At 65.7% G+C, this 17,948-nt stretch carries 21 protein-coding genes; 16 read left to right on the plus strand and 5 right to left on the minus strand.

Translation table 11 applies throughout. The features are described from left to right. Position 1 precedes the first annotated feature (1 nt). From AABF56_RS07690 to AABF56_RS07700, 3 genes are all read left to right on the plus strand, one after another. Positions 2 to 532 carry a hypothetical protein gene (locus AABF56_RS07690; protein ID WP_272805482.1) on the plus strand — a complete coding sequence of 177 codons (531 nt, stop codon included), beginning with the start codon at positions 2 to 4 and terminating at the stop codon, positions 530 to 532. Between the two features lie 64 nt (positions 533 to 596). Next, complete coding sequence (purB, locus tag AABF56_RS07695) at positions 597 to 1,904, plus strand: adenylosuccinate lyase (RefSeq protein WP_272805483.1); 1,308 nt, start codon at positions 597 to 599, stop codon at positions 1,902 to 1,904. Between the two features lie 102 nt (positions 1,905 to 2,006). Further along, complete coding sequence (locus AABF56_RS07700) at positions 2,007 to 2,243, plus strand: hypothetical protein (protein ID WP_272805484.1); 237 nt, start codon at positions 2,007 to 2,009, stop codon at positions 2,241 to 2,243. 96 nt (positions 2,244 to 2,339) lie between these two features. On the opposite strand, the gene AABF56_RS07705 is transcribed toward AABF56_RS07700, so the two are convergent. Continuing rightward, complete coding sequence (locus AABF56_RS07705; RefSeq protein ID WP_244765446.1) at positions 2,340 to 3,143, minus strand: DUF2189 domain-containing protein; 804 nt, start codon at positions 3,141 to 3,143, stop codon at positions 2,340 to 2,342. Between the two features lie 169 nt (positions 3,144 to 3,312). Between AABF56_RS07705 and AABF56_RS07710 the strand changes: the two genes are divergently transcribed. Together AABF56_RS07710 and AABF56_RS07715 are read left to right on the plus strand one after the other, a co-directional pair. Continuing rightward, on the plus strand, positions 3,313 to 3,873 hold the full coding sequence (locus tag AABF56_RS07710) for an RBBP9/YdeN family alpha/beta hydrolase (RefSeq protein ID WP_272805485.1): 561 nt from the start codon (positions 3,313 to 3,315) through the stop codon (positions 3,871 to 3,873). Between the two features lie 85 nt (positions 3,874 to 3,958). Beyond that, the gene (locus AABF56_RS07715) at positions 3,959 to 6,547 is read left to right on the plus strand and encodes a sensor domain-containing protein (RefSeq protein ID WP_272805486.1); all 2,589 of its coding nucleotides are present in this window, start codon (positions 3,959 to 3,961) and stop codon (positions 6,545 to 6,547) included. 65 nt (positions 6,548 to 6,612) lie between these two features. Here the strand turns inward: AABF56_RS07715 and AABF56_RS07720 are convergent, their stop codons facing one another. Then, a complete protein-coding gene (locus tag AABF56_RS07720) occupies positions 6,613 to 6,933 on the minus strand; it encodes a DUF1476 domain-containing protein (protein WP_244765443.1) in 321 nt (106 codons plus the stop codon). A 215-nt stretch (positions 6,934 to 7,148) separates the two neighbouring features. On the opposite strand from AABF56_RS07720, the gene purC reads away from it, so the two are divergent. The 5 genes from purC to AABF56_RS07745 are packed head-to-tail and all read left to right on the plus strand — an operon-like array spanning position 7,149 to position 9,568. Further along, positions 7,149 to 7,913 (plus strand): phosphoribosylaminoimidazolesuccinocarboxamide synthase, encoded by a 765-nt coding sequence (gene purC / locus AABF56_RS07725; protein WP_064330132.1) that lies wholly within the window; start codon positions 7,149 to 7,151, stop codon positions 7,911 to 7,913. 28 nt (positions 7,914 to 7,941) lie between these two features. Continuing rightward, on the plus strand, positions 7,942 to 8,184 hold the full coding sequence (gene purS / locus AABF56_RS07730) for a phosphoribosylformylglycinamidine synthase subunit PurS (RefSeq protein ID WP_023517061.1): 243 nt from the start codon (positions 7,942 to 7,944) through the stop codon (positions 8,182 to 8,184). Positions 8,185 to 8,202: 18 nt separating this feature from the next. Further along, the gene (locus tag AABF56_RS07735) at positions 8,203 to 8,460 is read left to right on the plus strand and encodes a hypothetical protein (protein ID WP_272805487.1); all 258 of its coding nucleotides are present in this window, start codon (positions 8,203 to 8,205) and stop codon (positions 8,458 to 8,460) included. Next, positions 8,457 to 9,128 carry a phosphoribosylformylglycinamidine synthase subunit PurQ gene (gene purQ / locus AABF56_RS07740; RefSeq protein WP_272805488.1) on the plus strand — a complete coding sequence of 224 codons (672 nt, stop codon included), beginning with the start codon at positions 8,457 to 8,459 and terminating at the stop codon, positions 9,126 to 9,128. The genes AABF56_RS07735 and purQ overlap by 4 nt, the downstream gene beginning before the upstream one ends. 47 nt (positions 9,129 to 9,175) lie before the next feature. Beyond that, the gene (locus tag AABF56_RS07745) at positions 9,176 to 9,568 is read left to right on the plus strand and encodes a hypothetical protein (protein WP_272805489.1); all 393 of its coding nucleotides are present in this window, start codon (positions 9,176 to 9,178) and stop codon (positions 9,566 to 9,568) included. A gap of 9 nt (positions 9,569 to 9,577) precedes the next feature. On the opposite strand, the gene AABF56_RS07750 is transcribed toward AABF56_RS07745, so the two are convergent. Continuing rightward, complete coding sequence (locus AABF56_RS07750; RefSeq protein ID WP_272805490.1) at positions 9,578 to 9,793, minus strand: DUF1127 domain-containing protein; 216 nt, start codon at positions 9,791 to 9,793, stop codon at positions 9,578 to 9,580. Positions 9,794 to 9,888: 95 nt separating this feature from the next. Here AABF56_RS07750 and AABF56_RS07755 point away from each other — a divergent pair, with 95 nt between their 5' ends. From AABF56_RS07755 to AABF56_RS07780, 6 genes are all read left to right on the plus strand, one after another. Next, complete coding sequence (locus AABF56_RS07755) at positions 9,889 to 11,307, plus strand: aminotransferase-like domain-containing protein (RefSeq protein WP_272805491.1); 1,419 nt, start codon at positions 9,889 to 9,891, stop codon at positions 11,305 to 11,307. Between the two features lie 103 nt (positions 11,308 to 11,410). After that, the gene (purL, locus tag AABF56_RS07760; RefSeq protein ID WP_272805492.1) at positions 11,411 to 13,648 is read left to right on the plus strand and encodes a phosphoribosylformylglycinamidine synthase subunit PurL; all 2,238 of its coding nucleotides are present in this window, start codon (positions 11,411 to 11,413) and stop codon (positions 13,646 to 13,648) included. Positions 13,649 to 13,666: 18 nt separating this feature from the next. Further along, entirely contained in the window at positions 13,667 to 13,900 is a 234-nt protein-coding gene (locus AABF56_RS07765) for a BolA/IbaG family iron-sulfur metabolism protein (protein WP_064330139.1), read from the plus strand. A 7-nt stretch (positions 13,901 to 13,907) separates the two neighbouring features. Continuing rightward, positions 13,908 to 14,171 carry a hypothetical protein gene (locus AABF56_RS07770; RefSeq protein ID WP_272805493.1) on the plus strand — a complete coding sequence of 88 codons (264 nt, stop codon included), beginning with the start codon at positions 13,908 to 13,910 and terminating at the stop codon, positions 14,169 to 14,171. Between the two features lie 157 nt (positions 14,172 to 14,328). After that, positions 14,329 to 14,664 (plus strand): Grx4 family monothiol glutaredoxin, encoded by a 336-nt coding sequence (gene grxD / locus AABF56_RS07775; RefSeq protein WP_244765434.1) that lies wholly within the window; start codon positions 14,329 to 14,331, stop codon positions 14,662 to 14,664. Between the two features lie 130 nt (positions 14,665 to 14,794). Further along, positions 14,795 to 16,000, plus strand: coding sequence for a multidrug effflux MFS transporter (locus AABF56_RS07780; protein ID WP_244765986.1), 1,206 nt, complete (start codon positions 14,795 to 14,797; stop codon positions 15,998 to 16,000). A gap of 255 nt (positions 16,001 to 16,255) precedes the next feature. On the opposite strand, the gene AABF56_RS07785 is transcribed toward AABF56_RS07780, so the two are convergent. Together AABF56_RS07785 and ttcA are read right to left on the minus strand one after the other, a co-directional pair. Next, positions 16,256 to 17,077 carry an inositol monophosphatase family protein gene (locus AABF56_RS07785; RefSeq protein WP_272805494.1) on the minus strand — a complete coding sequence of 274 codons (822 nt, stop codon included), beginning with the start codon at positions 17,075 to 17,077 and terminating at the stop codon, positions 16,256 to 16,258. Then, complete coding sequence (gene ttcA / locus AABF56_RS07790; protein ID WP_272805495.1) at positions 17,064 to 17,945, minus strand: tRNA 2-thiocytidine(32) synthetase TtcA; 882 nt, start codon at positions 17,943 to 17,945, stop codon at positions 17,064 to 17,066. Before ttcA ends, AABF56_RS07785 begins: the two co-directional genes overlap by 14 nt. Between the last annotated feature and the right edge of the window lie 3 nt (positions 17,946 to 17,948).

Below are 17,948 nucleotides of genomic sequence, written 5' to 3' on the forward strand. Positions count from 1 at the left end.
CATGGAGCTGGCCGCGGCGGGACGGGACGGGCCCGATGCCGCAGGGCGGCAGTCGTCCGCGCCGATCTTCCCGTCGCTGCCGGTCTGTCTCGGCGGCGCCATCGGCTGGGGCGCGCTGATGGCGGCCGGCGCCCTTCTGTCGCTGGCGCTGCAGGGACGCGCCGAAAACTTCCAGCTCGTGCGGATCCTCGCGATCTACTTTGCCGGCGGCCTTGCCGCCTGGCCTCTCGCCCTGCCGCTGGCCCGGCTCCTCACACGCCATCGGCCGTTCGAAACCCGCTTTGCCGCCCATTTCGCGCTGCTCAGCCTCGGCACCATCGCCGTGACGGCCTTCCTCTTCGCCCTGGACTACCGTCTGTTCTACGCACAGTGGCACCACCCGCCCGGCACGCGCATCTGGATCTACCAGTTCGTCTTCACCATTGCCGGGGCCGTCTACCAGTTCCTCGTCATGGGCCTCAGCCTGTACCTGCCGGTCGGATTGCCCGTCGTTGCGGGCGCCAGCCTGTGGCTCTCCCGATCCATACGTTGAGCTTGCCGGCCATCTTTGCTAAAGCGGCGGCAATTCCCACCCTCCCAAGGAAAGCCAAGAGCCGATGATCCCTCGCTATTCCCGACCGGACATGGTCGCCATCTGGTCGCCCGAAACGAAGTTCCGCATCTGGTTCGAAATCGAAGCCCATGCCTGCGATGCGCTCGCCGAGCTCGGCGTCATCCCGAAGTCGGCCGCCGAGACGATCTGGGAGAAGGGCGGCAAGGCCGAATTCGACGTCGCCCGCATCGACGAGATCGAGGCCGTCACCAAGCATGACGTCATCGCCTTCCTGACGCACCTCGCCGAATTCGTCGGCCCGGACAGCCGCTTCGTGCACCAGGGCATGACCTCCTCCGACGTGCTTGACACGACCTTCAACATCCAGCTCGTGCGCGCCGCCGACATCCTGCTTGCCGGCATGGACCGCGTGCTCGCCGCGCTGAAGGCCCGCGCCTTCGAGCACAAGGACACGATCCGCATCGGCCGCAGCCACGGCATCCATGCCGAGCCGACGACGATGGGCCTGACGCTCGCCCGCTTCTATGCCGAAATGGACCGAGGCCGCGCCCGCCTCGTCGCCGCCCGCGCGGAAATCGCCACCGGTGCGATCTCCGGCGCCGTCGGCACCTTCGCCAATATCGACCCGCGCGTCGAGGAACATGTCTGCGCCAAGCTCGGCCTCGTGCCGGAACCGGTCTCCACGCAGGTCATCCCCCGCGACCGCCATGCCATGTTCTTCGCCACGCTCGGCGTCATCGCCTCGTCCATCGAGAACGTCGCGATCGAGATCCGTCACATGCAGCGCACGGAAGTGCTGGAGGCGGAGGAATTCTTCTCGCCCGGCCAGAAGGGCTCCTCCGCCATGCCGCACAAGCGCAACCCGGTGCTGACGGAAAACCTGACGGGCCTTGCCCGCCTCGTGCGCATGGCCGTCACCCCCGCCATGGAGAACGTGGCGCTCTGGCACGAGCGCGACATCTCCCATTCCAGCGTCGAGCGCGGCATCGGCCCGGATACGACGATCACGCTCGACTTCGCGCTGAACCGGCTTGCCGGCGTCATCGAGAAGCTGGTGATCTACCCGGACAACATGATGAAGAATCTCAACAAGTTCCGCGGACTTGTTCACTCGCAGCGCGTCCTGCTTGCCCTAACGCAAGCCGGCGTTTCGCGCGAGGATTCCTACCGTCTCGTGCAGCGCAACGCCATGAAGGTCTGGGAGCAGGGTAAGGACTTCCTGGAGGAACTCCTGGCCGACGCCGAGGTGCGCGCCGCCGTCACCGAGGAGCAGATCCGCGAGAAATTCGATCTCGGCTACCACACCAAGCACGTCGACACGATCTTCCGCCGCGTCTTCGGCACCGTGTAGCCCACGCTTTCGAGATCGGCCGGCGAAGAGGCTTCGCCGGCCGGCCCCTCTGTATTAGACTTCCCTTGCGTGCAATGGCGCACGTCTTCCCGGGGGCTGAACATGAGGTTTGCTGCTGCCGCGCTTCTCGCCGTGGCTTTCTTTGCCGGAACGGCGCAAGCACAGACACCGCAATCCGTCGTCGAACTTCTGGCCGCCGGCTATGACATCATCAACGTGTCGCCGATCGCCGAAAGCTATGCGGTCTTCCTGGAGAAGGACGACACGGTCGTCATCTGCCAGGTCGGCTTCAAGGACGGCGCCTTTTCCACCGACAGGTGTTATCCGCTGAGTAAATGAGGGCCGGAAACGGCGATGGCGCCAATGGCGCCATCGCTCCCCTCTGACGGGCGGTCTTGCACTCTCCTCCTGGCGCGTGCCGCCCGCGAAACGGCGTCATCGCTGCTCGTCGACGACGATCTTGCGATAGAGATGCCAGGTGGCATGGCCGAGGATGGGCATGATCACGGCGAGCCCCACGAAGACCGGGATGGAGCCGACGACCAGCAGCGCGGCGACGATCAGCCCCCAGCAGGCGACCGGCACCGGGTTCACCAGCGTGGCGCGCAGCGAGGTCTCGATGGCCGCCACGGCGCCGACATCCCGGTCGAGCAGCAGCGGAAACGCGATCACCGTCGTCGCCAGCACGACGAGCGCGAAGCAGAAGCCGATCGCATTGCCGGCCAGCATCAGGAGCAGCCCATTCTCCGAGCCGAAGACGGAGGCGAGGAACAGGGCGAGCGACTGCGGCGGCTCCGGCCCGAACAGGCTGGTATAGAGAAGCTGCGCGAAGACCAGCCAGGCGATGAACAGCGCCATCAGCATGGCGCCGACGGCAAGGATGGATGGCAGGGCCGGCGAGTTGCGCACCTCCAGCGCATGGCGCCAGGAGGCATCCATGCCGCGCTCGCGCCGCCGGCTGATCTCGTAGAGGCCGATGGCGAAGAACGGTCCGAGCAGCGCAAAACCGGCCACCAGCGGAAAGATCAGCGGCAGCATGTTGGCGCCGGAGCTCCAGGTGACGAGCACCACGCCCGCGATCGGATAGATGAGGCTGAGGAAGACATAGTGGGACGGCTTGGCGCGGAAATCGTCGAAGCCGCGGCGAAGCGCATCCATCACGTCGGGAATGCCGATCCGCCGGATCGCCGGGCGCGCCACCATCTGGTCGTGGCCTGCCATCACATGAAATGTCGTCATGACAATTCCTCCTTGCCGGTTCGGGACCGTCTCGGCGCGCACGTGGAGGGCGATCGTCCGCCAGCACGGCGTGCGGTGATTGGCATTGAAGGGGTCGAATCATACACCCGGGGGGATGATTTGTCCCTCCCCCTTGACTTCAGCACTTCGTGAACGCACATGCCGGCGCATGAAAGCCTCAGAAGCAGAAATCCTCATCATCCCCGGATACACCAATTCCGGGCCTGAGCATTGGCAGAGCCGCTGGCAGTCCAAGCTCGGTTCGGCGCGGCGTGTCGAGCAGACCGAATGGTCCAAGCCCGTGCGCGAGGACTGGGTGCAGCGCGTGATCGAGGAGGTCGCGGCCGCCAGCAAGCCCGTCGTGCTGGTCGCCCATTCGCTGGGCGTGGCGGCGGCGATCCACGCCGCCCCGCATCTCGGCAACAAGGTGGCCGGCGCCTTTCTCGTCGCGCCGCCCGATGTCGCCAACGAGGGCATCCGGCCGAAGCACCTGATGACCTTCGGCCCCTATCCGCGTGAGCCGCTCTCCTTCCCCTCGCTCGTCGTCGCGAGCCGCAACGATCCCTTCGGCACCTACGAGCATGCCGACGACATCGCCGCCGCCTGGGGCGCGCTGCTGCTCGATGCGGGAGAGGCCGGGCATATCAACACGGAGTCCGGCCATGGTCCCTGGCCGGAGGGCACGATGGTCTTCGCCCAGTTCCTGAGCCGGCTCAAGGCGCCCGAATGACGGGCGCCTCCCGGCCCCATTAAGAGGAATTTCATAGAAATCCTGCACGCTGGCCCCGTTGAGTTCCAAGCAGGCGCCGCGTTTCATGGCCAAACCATCCGGTTCGACCTCCATTGCCGTGCATGAAACGGAGCGCGAGCCGTTTTATCGCCGGCTTTTCGCGCGGTCCGGATTCGGTTTTGCCGCACTCGATGCCGAGGGGCGCATCATCGAGGCGAACGGGACGTTCCTACGGTCCTTCGGCGTCACCTGTCTTTCCGCCCTTCCGCCCTTTCCGGACTGCGTCTCGCCGAGGGACAGCGCCGTCCTTGCCTTTGCGATGCGCCCGAGCCTTGCCGAGCAGGCGCCGTGGGAGCTTCGCCTACAGCGGCCGGACGGCGGGGAATTCTGGGTTCTGGCGTCCTTCGTCGAGCCCCCGGCCCTACCCGGCGAACCCGTCGCGCCCGCCCTCATCGTCCAGATCACGGATGTCGACGAGCGCAAGCGCAACGCGCTCGAGCTGGCGGAGCGGGAAAGCCGCTGGAACCATGCGCTCGAATCCGCCGGCCAGGGTGTCTGGGACCACGATTTTGCGCGCGGCGACCTTTTCTATTCCCGCCAGTGGCGGGCGATCCGCGGCCTGCGGCCGGACGAGCCAATCGATTCGTCCCTGGAAGGCTGGCTCCAGTCCGTGCATCCCGACGACCGGGCGCATGTCCTGGAGGAGATCCGCAAGCAGGAAACCGGCCAGACGCCGTTCAACGTGTTCTGCTATCGCGAGCGCCACAAGGACGGCCGCTGGGTCTGGATCGAGAGCCGCGGCGCCGTCGTCGATTACGGCCCGGACGGCAAGCCGAGCCGCATCGCCGGCACCGACACGGACATAACGGAGCGCAAGGAGGCGGAAGAGCGCCTCGCCCAGATGTCCCGCCGCCTGGAACTGGCGCTCGACGTGTCGCGCATCGGCGTCTTCGAGGTCAATCTGAGAACCGGCGACGTGCGCTGGGACGACCGCATGATCGAAATGTACGGCCTGACCGAAGAGCCCGACGAAGGCACCTGGGAACGGGCGCTCCATCCGCAGGATCGGCGCAAGGCGACGGCGCGGGTCAGCGACAGCCTCTTCCAGAGCCAGGATTTCGCCAACGAGTTCCGCATCATCCGCGGCGACGGGCAGATCCGCCACATCCGCGGCCGCGCCGCGCCCTATGTCGACATGACGGGCGTGCCGCACCTCATCGGCGCCAACTGGGACGTCACGGACGACATGCGCCTTCGCGAGGAGTTGCAGCACGCCAAGGACCTGGCGGAGGCGCGCAATGCGGAACTGGAGGCCGCCCGGGCGCGGATCGAATATACCGCCCTGCACGATCACCTGACCGGCCTGCCGAACCGCCGCTTCCTGGACGCCACCATCGAGGCGGCCGCGCAGGAGGCGCGGCGATCCGGCAGCCGCCTTGCCGTGCTGCATATCGACCTCGACCGCTTCAAGGAGATCAACGACACGCTCGGGCACCTTGCCGGCGACCAGATGCTCGTCCACGCCGCCGGCGTGCTCAACGATCTGAAAGGCCCCGGTGATTTCGTCGCCCGCATCGGCGGCGACGAGTTCGTCTTCCTGTCGACCGGCTCCGCCGGGCGCAACCTCGCCATGCTCGCCGAGGCGATCGTGTCGGCGATGCGCAAGCCCGTCACCTTCAACGGCCATATCTGCCGCTTCGGCGCGAGCGTCGGCATCGCCAGCCAGTCGGGCGAGGCCATCGATGCCAAGCAGCTCCTCGTCAATGCCGATCTCGCGCTCTATCGCGCCAAGAACCGCGGGCGCAGCCGGCATGAATTCTTCACCAGCGATTTCCAGGCGCAGATCATCGTCAACAAGCAGACGGCCGACGAAATCCTCACCGGCATCGAGCAGCAGCGCTTCCTGCCCTACTACCAGCCGCAGTTCTGCGCCCGCACGCTCGACGTCGTCGGCGTCGAGACGCTGGCGCGCTGGGACCATCCGACCCGCGGCATCCTGGCGCCGGACGCTTTCCTGAAGATCGCCGAGGATCTCGACTGCGTCGCGATGATCGACCGGATCGTGCTCGAGAAATCGCTCGCCGACTATGCCGGCTGGCGGGCGCTCGGCCTCGGCATCGAGAAGATCTCGGTCAACGTCTCCTCCAAGCGCCTGCACGACCCGGAGCTCGCACGCTCGCTGCACACGCTGGCCATCCGCCCGAAATCCCTGTCCTTCGAGCTCCTGGAATCGATCTTCCTCGACGATTGCGACCGCATCGTACTGGAAAACCTCGCCGAGATCCGCAAGCTCGGCATCGATATCGAGATCGACGATTTCGGCACCGGGCATGCCTCGATCGTCAGCCTGATGAAGCTCTCGCCGCGCCGGCTGAAGATCGACCGGCAGCTCGTCAAGCCGGTCAGCCGCTCGCCCGGCCAGCGCAAGCTCGTCGGCACGATCGTCGAGATCGGCCGCTCGTTGAACATCGAGGTCGTCGCCGAAGGCGTCGAGACGCCGGCCCATGTCGCCATCATGCGCGATCTCGGCTGCGACATCCTGCAGGGCTATGCGCTCGCCCGGCCCATGCCGGCGGAGGCCATCGCGGATTTCGTGCGGCGCCAGGAATGGCGCCAGCCGGGCGGCGGGGCACGCGACCTCCAGAACGAGGTCCGCCGGGCCGCCGGCGGCTAGAACGAGAAAAGCCGTCCGGCAAGCCGGACGGCTTTCGATGGTACGGCCTGACGGCGAAAGGCCGGTCAGCCCACTTCGAGCTGCGCGATGGCGACGGCCAGGAGCTCGATCATCTGGACGCGGATTTCGTCCTCGCTGCGGGCGATGCCGGCGGCGTCGAAATCGGCCTTGATCTTGCGCACCACGTCCTCATGACCGACTTCTTCGAAATCGGCGGCGACGACTTCCTTGGCATAGGCTTCCGCCTCGCCGTCCGTCTTGCCGAGCAGGCCGGCGGCCCACAGGCCGACCAGCTTGTTGCGGCGTGCTTCGGCCCTGAAGCGCAGCTCCTCGTCCAGCGCGAACTTGGCCTCGAAGGCCTTTTCCCGATCCTGCATGCTGGTCATCTATGGCTCCCGTAGATTCTCTGACCCGTTAGGCTTTCCGCCCATAAATCAAAACAACGGCAAAAGTGCAATGCGAACTTTCGTGAGGTCCGAACTTCCCGGAAAACGGGGGATCGGCCGTGACAGCGATTGTTAAACTGCGGCATTTCGTTTATGGGAGCGCAAACGAACGACACCTGCGCGACCCAAGCGCGCCAACAACAGAGACAAAATCCATGAACCGTCGCCGCCGTATCTACGAGGGCAAGGCCAAGATCCTGTACGAGGGTCCCGAGCCGGGCACGCTGATCCAGTTCTTCAAGGATGACGCGACCGCCTTCAACAAGAAGAAGCACGATGTCATCGACGGAAAGGGTGTGCTGAACAACCGGATCTCCGAGTACATCTTCACCCAGCTCAACAAGATGGGCATCCCGACCCACTTCATCCGCCGGCTCAACATGCGCGAGCAGCTGATCAAGGAAGTCGAGATCATCCCGCTGGAAGTGGTCGTGCGCAACGTCGCCGCCGGCTCGCTCTCCAAGCGCCTCGGCATCGAGGAAGGCACCGTGCTGCCGCGCTCGATCATCGAATTCTATTTCAAGGCCGATGCGCTGGAAGACCCCATGGTCTCCGAGGAGCACATCACCGCCTTCGGCTGGGCGAGCCCGCAGGAACTCGACGACATCATGGCGCTCGCCATCCGCGTCAACGACTTCCTCTCCGGCCTCTTCCTCGGCGTCGGCATCCAGCTCGTCGATTTCAAGATCGAGTGCGGCCGCCTCTACGAAGGCGACATGATGCGCATCATCATCGCCGACGAGATCTCGCCGGACAGCTGCCGCCTCTGGGACATCGCCACCCAGGAGAAGATGGACAAGGACCGCTTCCGCCGCGACATGGGGGGCCTCGTCGAAGCCTATCAGGAAGTGGCCCGCCGCCTCGGCATCATCAACGAGAACGAGCCCGTGCGCGGCACCGGCCCGGTTCTGGTGAAGTAACACGCCTTCCAAGGATGGACAGACAGACATGATCAAGGCACGCGTAACGGTTACGCTGAAAAACGGTGTTCTCGACCCGCAGGGCAAGGCGATCGAGGGCGCCCTCGGCAGCCTCGGCTTCGACGGCGTCGGCCAGGTCCGCCAGGGCAAGGTCTTCGATCTGGAGCTCGCGACCGCCGACCGCGCCAAGGCCGAGGCCGACCTCAAGGCCATGTGCGACAAGCTGCTGGCCAACACGGTAATCGAGAACTATACTATCGCCCTCGCCTGACGGTTGAAGGAGACGATCGTGACCGATATTTCTCAGGAACTGATGCTTGAGCTCATGAAGCGAATCCAGTCGGATCTCGCCACGCTCAAGGATGGCCAGAGAGATGTGCGGCAAGATATCGTAAGTCTGCGAAATCACATGCATGTCATGCAAGGAGACATCAACAACCTGCATGGCAGCATGGCACAGGTATTGACACGCCTCGACCGTATCGAAAACCGCCTCGAACTGCGTGAACTCGCCGAGGCCCAGGCAAGGTTTGAACCCCACCCATGAAGTCCGCCGTCGTCCAACTTCCCGGCCTCAACCGTGACCGCGACATGATCGCGGCGCTGACCAAGATCTCCGGCCAGGCGCCGGTCACCGTCTGGCAGACGGAAACGGAGCTGCCGGATGTCGACCTGATCGTCATCCCGGGCGGTTTCTCCTACGGCGACTACCTGCGCTGCGGGGCGATTGCCGCCCGCATGCCCGTCATGCAGGCGATCAAGGCGAAGGCCGAGGCCGGCGTGAAGGTGCTGGGCGTGTGCAACGGTTTCCAGATCCTGCTCGAATCCGGCCTCCTGCCCGGCGCGCTGATGCGCAACGCCTCGCTGAAATTCGTCTGCCGCGAGGTGAAGCTCGAAGTCGCCAATGCCGAGACCGACTTCACCCGCGCCTATGAGAAGGGCCAGATCATCCGCTGCCCGGTCGCCCATCACGACGGCAACTATTTCGCCGACGCCGAGACGCTGGCCGCCATCGAGGGCAATGGCCAGGTCGTGTTCCGCTATGCGCAAGGCACCAACCCGAACGGCTCGATCAACGACATTGCCGGCGTGATGAACGCGAAGGGCAACGTGCTTGGCCTGATGCCGCACCCGGAAAACCTCATCGAGGCCGCCCATGGCGGTTCCGACGGCCGCGGCCTCTTCGCCTCGGTGCTCGACGTAATCGCCGCTTAACCGGTCGTTGTTATCAAGGGCGCATGTCCGTCCCCGAAAGGCTTTTCATGCGCCCGCTTCTTCCCGCCAAGCTCGTCCTGCCGCTTCTCGCCGCCGTGGCGCTTGCCGCGTGCCAGGCGAAAACCCCGGCGCCGCAGGTCCGTGGCGGCGCCCTGCCGACCATGGAGCGCGTCGCGCTCGCGGCGAACAGCTGCTGGTTCAAGTCGGGCGACCCGGCCTTCAAGGCCTATCGCCTCGCGCCGGAGCTGAACTCCTTCTCCGGCCGCCCGCGCATCCTCGTCGTCCACCGCAATTCGCCGGAATCGCGCCCGCTGCTCGTCGTGCAGGCGGAGGGCAACCCGGCCAGGCTCGATGCCTTCGGCCCGATGATGGGCGAGGCCGTCGGCCCGCGCATCGCGACCGACGTCAAGCGCTGGGCCGCCGGCGGCAAGGGCTGCTGACCCCGGCCGTCAATCCCAATAGATCGACTTGCGGATTTCCCGCGTCGCTTCGGCACGGCTGACGCCGATGTCGCGGAGCTGTTCGTCCGTCATTTCCACCAGCGCGTGGCGCGTGCGCCGCGTGACGCTCCAGGCGCGGCCTGCGCGCCAGGCACGGCGCAGCATCGCCCGCAGGCCGCCAGGCCTGCCGGATTCTGCCGCGGTGAATATTGTATCGATTGCCATGGTCGTCTCTCCTGAAGCGTCACAAGCTCTCGTGACAAACGGTGCATTCAGGAAATAATTGACTCTCATTGCGGTGCAATCTAAGAATTGGCACCATGACAAATTGGCTTCCCGATCTCCAGGCCTCCGACGGTCCGCTCTATGTGCGCATTGCCGACCAGATCGAGCAGGCGATCAGCACCGGCGCGCTCGCCTCCGGCAGCAAGCTGCCGCCCCAGCGCAACCTCGCCTACGACATCGGCGTGACCATCGGCACCGTCAGCCGCGCCTATACGATGGTGCGCGAACGCGGCCTCGTCAGCGGCGAGGTCGGCCGCGGCACCTATGTGCTCGGCTCGAAAGAGGATGCCGATCCGGCGGCCATGGATCCGGTCAGCGCCCGGCTGGTCGGCACCCGCGCGGCGAATGCACCGCCCGGCAAATTGCGCTTCGACACGACGGCCGCCACCGATGTCGGCCAGTCGACGGCGATCACCGACATCCTCACGGACATCTGCCGGGAGCAGGCGAACGAGATCGCCAGCTACACCCGGAATTTCCCGCTGCAATGGCTGGAGGCCGGGCGGCGCTGGTTGAGGCGGGACGACTGGCAGCCGGCGATCGAGAGCATCGTGCCGACGCTCGGCGCCCATGCCGCCGTCATTGCCGCCGTCTCGGTCATCACCGCGCCCGGCGACCGCATCGTCTTCGAGCATGTCACCTATTCGCAGGTGAGCCGCGGCACCGCCCTCATCGGCCGCCAGACGGTGCTCGTCGAATCGGATGCCCACGGCGTGATACCGGAGGATTTCGAGCGCGTCTGCGTGCAGCAGCATCCCAAGCTCGCCTTCCTGATGTCGTCGGGCCAGAACCCGACGCTCGCCATCATGCCGGAGGATCGCCGCCGCGCCATTGCCGCCATCGCCCGGCGGCACAATGTCTTCCTCATCGAGGACAATCTCTATGGCGGCACGATCGACGCTGGCATTCCGCTCCTCGCCGAAATCGCGCCCGATCGGACCTTCCTCGTCGGGGGCCTCTCGAAGAGCGTGGCGGCGGGCGTGCGCGGCGGCTGGATCGCCTGCCCGCCGCACCTTGCCCAGCGCGTGCGCATCGCCCACAAGATGGTGAGCGGCGGCCTGCCCTACCTGCTCGCCGAGCTCGGCGCCCGGCTGGTGCTGTCGGGCATGGCGGACGCCATCCGCGCGAAGGTCTCCGCGGAAGTCGAGGCACGCGAGGCGCGTGCGCGGGAAATCTTCGCGGGGCTCGATTTCAATTCGCACCCCCGCGTGCCCTTCCTCTGGCTGAAGCTGCCGGACCCGTGGCTGTCCGGCACGTTCCGCCAGGCGGCCTTCGCCGAGGATATCCTCATCGACGACGAGGACGAGTTCAAGGCCGGCCGGTCGGAGAAGACGTTCTACCGCGTGCGCATCGGCCTGTCCTCGCCGGAGAACCGCGCGGATGTCGCGGCCGGCCTCTTGCGGCTGCGCAGCCTCATCGCCCACGGCCCGACGGGTTACGACAGCCCGGCCTGAACAGGCCGTTTCGCCTGTGATTGCGGTCATTTTCCTGTCGCGCTGCCGGGCGGCATAGGTTAAAGAGACCGCAATCCTGCCCTCCACGACAAGACGAGCGACGATGACCATTTCGAACACCCGCCCGATCACCCCGGAGCTGATTGCCGCCCACGGGCTGAAGCCGGATGAATACGACCGCATCCTCTCGCTGATCGGCCGCGAGCCGACCTTCACCGAACTCGGCATCTTCTCGGCCATGTGGAACGAGCACTGCTCGTACAAGTCCTCCAAGCGCTGGCTGCGCACGCTGCCGACCAAGGGTCCGCGCGTCATCCAGGGGCCGGGTGAGAATGCCGGCGTGGTCGATATCGACGACGGCGACTGCGTCGTCTTCAAGATGGAGAGCCACAACCACCCGTCCTATATCGAGCCCTACCAGGGCGCGGCGACAGGCGTCGGCGGCATCCTGCGCGACGTCTTCACCATGGGCGCGCGCCCGGTCGCGGCGATGAACGCGCTGCGCTTCGGCGCGCCGGACCATCCGAAGACCCGCCACCTCGTTTCCGGCGTCGTCGCCGGCGTCGGCGGCTACGGCAATTCCTTCGGCGTGCCGACCGTCGGCGGCGAGGTCGAGTTCGACCCGCGCTACAACGGCAACATCCTCGTCAACGCCTTTGCCGCCGGCCTTGCGAAATCCAACGCGATCTTCCTCTCGGAAGCCAAGGGCGTCGGCCTGCCGGTCGTCTATCTCGGTGCCAAGACCGGCCGCGACGGCGTCGGCGGCGCCACCATGGCCTCCGCGGAATTCGACGAAACGATCGAGGAGAAGCGCCCGACCGTGCAGGTCGGCGACCCCTTCACGGAAAAGTGCCTGCTGGAAGCCTGCCTCGAACTGATGCAGACCGGTGCCGTCATCGCGATCCAGGACATGGGCGCTGCCGGCCTTACATGCTCGGCCGTCGAAATGGGCGCCAAGGGCGACCTCGGCATCGAGTTGAACCTCGATCTCGTGCCGGTTCGCGAAGAACAGATGACGGCGTACGAGATGATGCTGTCGGAAAGCCAGGAGCGCATGCTCATGGTTCTCGAACCCGCCAAGGAAGAGGTCGCCAAGGCGATCTTCGTCAAGTGGGGTCTCGACTTCGCCATTGTCGGCTACACGACCGACGACCTGCGCTTCCGCATCCTGCACCAGGGCGAGGAAGTGGCGAACCTGCCGATCAAGGAATTGGGCGATCAGGCGCCGGAATACGACCGCCCCTGGCGCGAGCCGGGCAAGCCCGCGCCGCTACCGGCCAATCTCGTCGCCGAACCCGCTGATTACGGCCAAGCCGTGCTGGCGCTGGTCGGCTCGCCGAACCAGTCGAGCCGCCGCTGGGTCTACGAGCAGTACGACACGCTGATCCAGGGCAATTCGCTGCAGATCCCGGGCGGCGATGCCGGCGTCGTGCGCGTCGAGGGCCATGCCACCAAGGCCCTCGCCTTCTCCTCCGACGTGACGCCGCGCTATGTCGAGGCCGATCCGTTCGAGGGCGGCAAGCAGGCCGTCGCCGAATGCTGGCGCAACATCACGGCGACCGGCGCCGAGCCGCTCGCCGCCACCGACAACCTCAACTTCGGCAACCCGGAAAAGCCGGAGATCATGGGCCAGTTCGTCAAGGCCATCCAGGGCATCGGCGAAGCCTGCCGGGCGCTCGATTTCCCGATCGTCTCGGGCAACGTCTCGCTCTACAACGAGACGAACGGCATCGCCATCCTGCCGACCCCGACCATCGCCGGGGTCGGCCTCCTGCCCGACTGGTCCGCCATGGCGAGGATCGGCGGCGCCAGGGACGGCGACCAGCTCGTGCTGATCGGCGTCGACGGCAGCCATCTCGGCCAGTCCGTCTATCTGCGCGACGTGCTCGGCCTCGTCGACGGCCCGGCGCCGGAAGTGGACCTCCACGCCGAACGCCGCAACGGCGATTTCGTGCGCTCGGCCATCCGCAACGGCCAGGTCACCGCCTGCCACGACATCTCCTCCGGCGGCCTCGCCGTCGCGCTCGCCGAAATGGCGATGGCCTCCGGCAAGGGCATCAAGGCCAACCTTTCGCAGGCCAACGGCCCGGCCCATGCGCTGCTCTTCGGCGAGGACCAGGCCCGTTATGTGCTGGCCGTCCCGGCCGATCTCGCCAACTTCCTGTGCGCCAATGCGGAAGGCGCGGGCGTGCCGTTCCGCCGCCTCGGCACGGTCGGCGGCGATGCGCTCGTGGTGGACGGCCTGCTGTCGCTGCCGATTGAACAATTGCGCGACACCCATGAATCGTGGTTCCCTGACTTCATGGACGGCAACGGCACCGCCGCTGCCGCCGCGGAATAAGATAAGGGAGCAGTTCACATGCCTATGTCACCCGGCGATATCGAAGACATGATCAAATCCGGCATCCCCGGAGCGAAGGTGGTCATCCGCGATCTTGCCGGCGACGGCGATCACTACGCCGCCGAAGTCGTCGCGGAAGCCTTCCGCGGCAAGACCCGCGTGCAGCAGCACCAGATGGTCTACGATGCGCTGAAGGGCAATATGGGCGGCATCCTGCATGCCCTCGCCCTGCAGACCTCGATCCCGGATTGACCGATCCATGGCCGATCTCATCAAGGAGCTCGTCAGCGGCGTGGTCGATGCAGCCCTCAAGGAGGTGCTGAAGAAGACCGGCATGCGCAAGGCCTCGACGAAGCGCACGCGCCGCAAGACGACGACGACGCGCAAGAAGGCGTCCGGCGGGCTCCTCGGTGACATCCTCGAGGCCGTGCTGAAGCCGGAAAAGAAACCGGCGAAGCGCCCGCGCAAACAGGTGAGCCGCCGTCGCACGGCGGCAAGCCGCAGCCGCCAGCGTGCCGGATAGGCATAGGCGCGGCGAACACGCAACACTTGCGAAACGGTAAGGCAGCCCCCTGCATTTTTTGTGGCGGGGCTTCTGGCAATTGTCACCCGAGGTTGTTATCTAGGGCAAACGGATCATCGCATCGGCCCTTGAAGCCGATTTGCCAAGGAAGACTGCTATGAGTGGCATCCACGATTTCATCGACAACGAAGTGAAGACCAACGACGTCGTCCTCTTCATGAAGGGCACGCCCGAATTCCCGCAGTGTGGGTTCTCCGGCCAGGTCGTGCAGATCCTCGACTACGTGGGCGTGGGCTACAAGGGCATCAACGTGCTCGCCGACGCCGACATCCGTCAGGGCATCAAGGACTATTCCAACTGGCCGACCATCCCGCAGCTTTACGTGAAGGGCGAGTTCGTCGGCGGTTGCGACATCGTGCGCGAGATGTTCCAGTCGGGCGAATTGCAGTCGCATCTTCAGGAACAGGGTATTTCGATCAAGGGCGCTGCCTGACGCTTAACGGTCTTCCCAAGGCCCCAAGCTTTTCAAAGGCGCCGCATCCCAGCGGCGCCTTCTCTCTTTTTCATGGAATATATAGATTATGTCTGGACTTTCCCCTGAATCGGCCCAGCGCCTCAAAGGCATGGGCAAGATGGAATTCATTGCGCTCATGGCGCTGCTGATGGCGCTCAATGCGCTCGCCATCGACATCATGCTGCCCGGCCTGCAGGAAATCGGCGCCAGCCTCGGCGTCGAGAACGAGAACCACCGGCAATATGTCATTTCCGCCTACCTGATCGGCTTTGCGCTCGCGCAGCTCATCTATGGTCCGGTCTCCGACCGCTTCGGCCGCCGTGCGCCCATGTTCGTCGGCCTTGCCATCTATGTCGTGTCGTCGCTCGCCGCGATCCTCGTGCCGAGCTTCGCCGCGCTTCTGGCGCTGCGCTTCATCCAGGGCATCGGCTCGGCCGCCATGCGCGTCATCACCGTCTCGATCGTCCGCGACATTTTCGGCGGCCGCGCGATGGCGGAAGCGATGTCGCTCATCATGATGGTGTTCATGGTCGTTCCGGTGCTGGCGCCGGGCACAGGCCAGATTGTCATGCTGTTCGGCGACTGGCACCTCATCTTCGTCTTCATGGCGGTGATGGCCGCCGTGATCTGGGCCTGGATGTATTTCCGCCTGCCGGAGACCCTGCATCCCGAAGACGTGCGGCCCTTTACGGTGCGCTCGGTCCTCGGCGGCTTCCGCATCGTCCTGACGGACCGCGTGGCGCTCTGCTACACGCTCGCCAGCACCTTCATCTTCGGCGCGTTGTTCGGCTTCATCAACTCGGCGCAGCAGATCTATGTCGGCATCTACGGGCTCGGCGTCTGGTTCCCGGTCGCCTTTGCCGGCGTTGCCGCCTTCATGGCCCTGTCGTCCTTCGTCAATGCCCGGCTGGTCGGCCGGTTCGGCATGCGGCGGCTGTCGCATGGCGCGCTCCTCGGCTTCCTCGGCGTCAATGCGTTCTGGCTGCTGCTGACGCTGGTCTGGGCACCGCACCTGCCGTTCGCGATCTTCATCGTGCTCTTCGCGCTGTCGATGTTCCAGTTCGGCTGGATCGGCTCGAACTTCAACTCGCTCGCCATGGAGCCGCTCGGCCACGTCGCCGGCACGGCCTCCTCGGTGCTCGGCTTCATGGGCACGGCCGGCGGCACGGTCCTCGGCGCCATCATCGGCCAGGCCTTCAACGGCACGGCGCTGCCGCTCGTCATGGGCTTCTTCGTGCTCTCGGTCATCGGCCTCGTCTTCGTGTTGATCGCCGAGCGCGGCAAGCTGTTCCAGCCGCACAACAAGCCGGTTTGAGGGGGGATCGTCGTCGCTCTCCTCCAGCCGGCCCAGCGTGAGAAAGGCACTTGCCCTCACCTCCAGCCGAACCGCTCGCGAGGAAGGCGCCTTACCTCCCCTCCGTCATGGTCGGGCTTGACCCGACCATCCAGGCCCAGGGGGCCGCGTGGATCCTCGGGTCGAGCCCGAGGATGACGAAAGCAGAAGGTTGCGGACAAACAAAAGGCCCGGCTGCGGATGCAGCCGGGCCTTTTCATCGGTGGTCAAGCCGCCTCAGTCGACGAAGACTTCGCGGCGCAGCATCTCCCAGCTGTCCTTGTCCGGCGCGACCAGGAGGCCGCCCTCGACATGGTGCGGCTTGTAGGCCGAGCCGTCGAAGCGCGCGGCATAGGCGCCGGCCTCCTCGGCGATCAGCGTGCCGGCGAGGTGGTCCCAGGGCATCAGCTTGTTGTACATCAGGTAATGCAGGTGGCCGCCGGCAAGGGTGCGGTATTCGTGCGCCGCGCAGCGATAGTTGGAGACGAAGGCCACCTTGGCGAGGTTCGACAGGATGCGCGCCCGGCGCGCCCGGTCGAGGAAGCTGGTCGAGGCCATGCCGGTCATCGCTTCGAGCGGTGCGCCGCCCCGCGTCTTCAGCCGCACGGCCGGGCGGTGATCGCCGGTCTGCCAGGCGCCGCCGCCCTTTTCCGCCATGACGAAGTCGTCGCCCATCGGGTCGTAGATGATGCCGCCGACCGTCTCGCCGCCGGAGACGATCGCCGCCATGACGCCGAAGAGCGGCACGCCGGCCGCGAAGTTGAAGGTGCCGTCGATCGGGTCGACGACGATCGCGACGTCCGCATCCTTGAGCTTCGGCAGCAGCGCCGGATCGGCCGCGACCGATTCCTCGCCGACGAACAGCACGCCCGGAAACTGCGCCGCAACTTCCCGGCTGATGAAGCGCTCGGCCGCCTCGTCGGCTTCCGTCACCAGGTCGTTGGCATCCGCCTTGGTGCGGACATCTCCCTTGGCGAGCGCGCGGAAGCGCGGGCGGATTTCCGCCTCCGCCGCCTGTGCAAGCACGAGGGCGAGGGCATTGATGTCAATCGTCGTCATGGGGCCTTACCGTTTCGAGGGAGGAGAAATCGAAAAGCTTCGGGTCGAGAAGATGGGACGGATTGGTGTGGCCGAGCGCGCGCAGCATGGCGTCCTTGCGGCCCGGCATGCGCGTCTCGATCTCCGCCAGCATCGCCTTCATCGCATTGCGCTGCAGGCCGTCCTGAGAGCCGCAGAGGTCGCAGGGGATGATCGGGAACCGCATGGCGGCGGCGAATTTGGCAAGATCATCCTCCGCCGCATAGGCGAGCGGACGCAGCAGCATGACGTCACCCTCGTCGTTCAGGAGTTTTGGCGGCATGGCGGCGAGCCGCCCGCCGTGGAAGAAGTTCATGAAGAAGGTTTCGAGAATATCCTCGCGATGGTGGCCGAGCACCAGCGCATCGCAGCCCTCCTCCCGGGCAATGCGATAGAGATTGCCGCGCCGGAGCCGCGAGCAGAGCGAACAATAGGTCGCCCCCGACGGCACCTTCTCCTTCACGATGGAATAGGTGTCACGATATTCGATGCGGTGTTTGACGCCGATCGACGTCAGATAGTCCGGCAATATGTGCTTCGGAAAATTCGGCTGGCCCTGGTCGAGATTGCAGGCGACGAGCTCCACCGGCAAAAGGCCGCGCCATTGCAGGTCCATCAGCAGGGCGAGCAGGCCGTAGCTGTCCTTGCCGCCGGAAAGGCCGACGAGCCAGCGCTTCTGGCCCTTCAGCATGGCGAAATCGTCCATCGCCTGCCGGACCTGCCGCAGCAGGCGCTTGCGCAGCTTGTTGAAGGAGACACTGGAGGGAGCGTCCGCAAAGAGCGGATGGCGGCCAGCATCCGGTGCGTCGTCGTCGGTGTCAGCAAAGGCCAGGGTCGTAGATGCCGTCATGGG

The sequence above is a fragment of the Shinella sp. WSC3-e genome (assembly GCF_945994535.1).
In the GTDB taxonomy this organism is placed as follows: Bacteria; Pseudomonadota; Alphaproteobacteria; order Rhizobiales; family Rhizobiaceae; genus Shinella; species Shinella yambaruensis.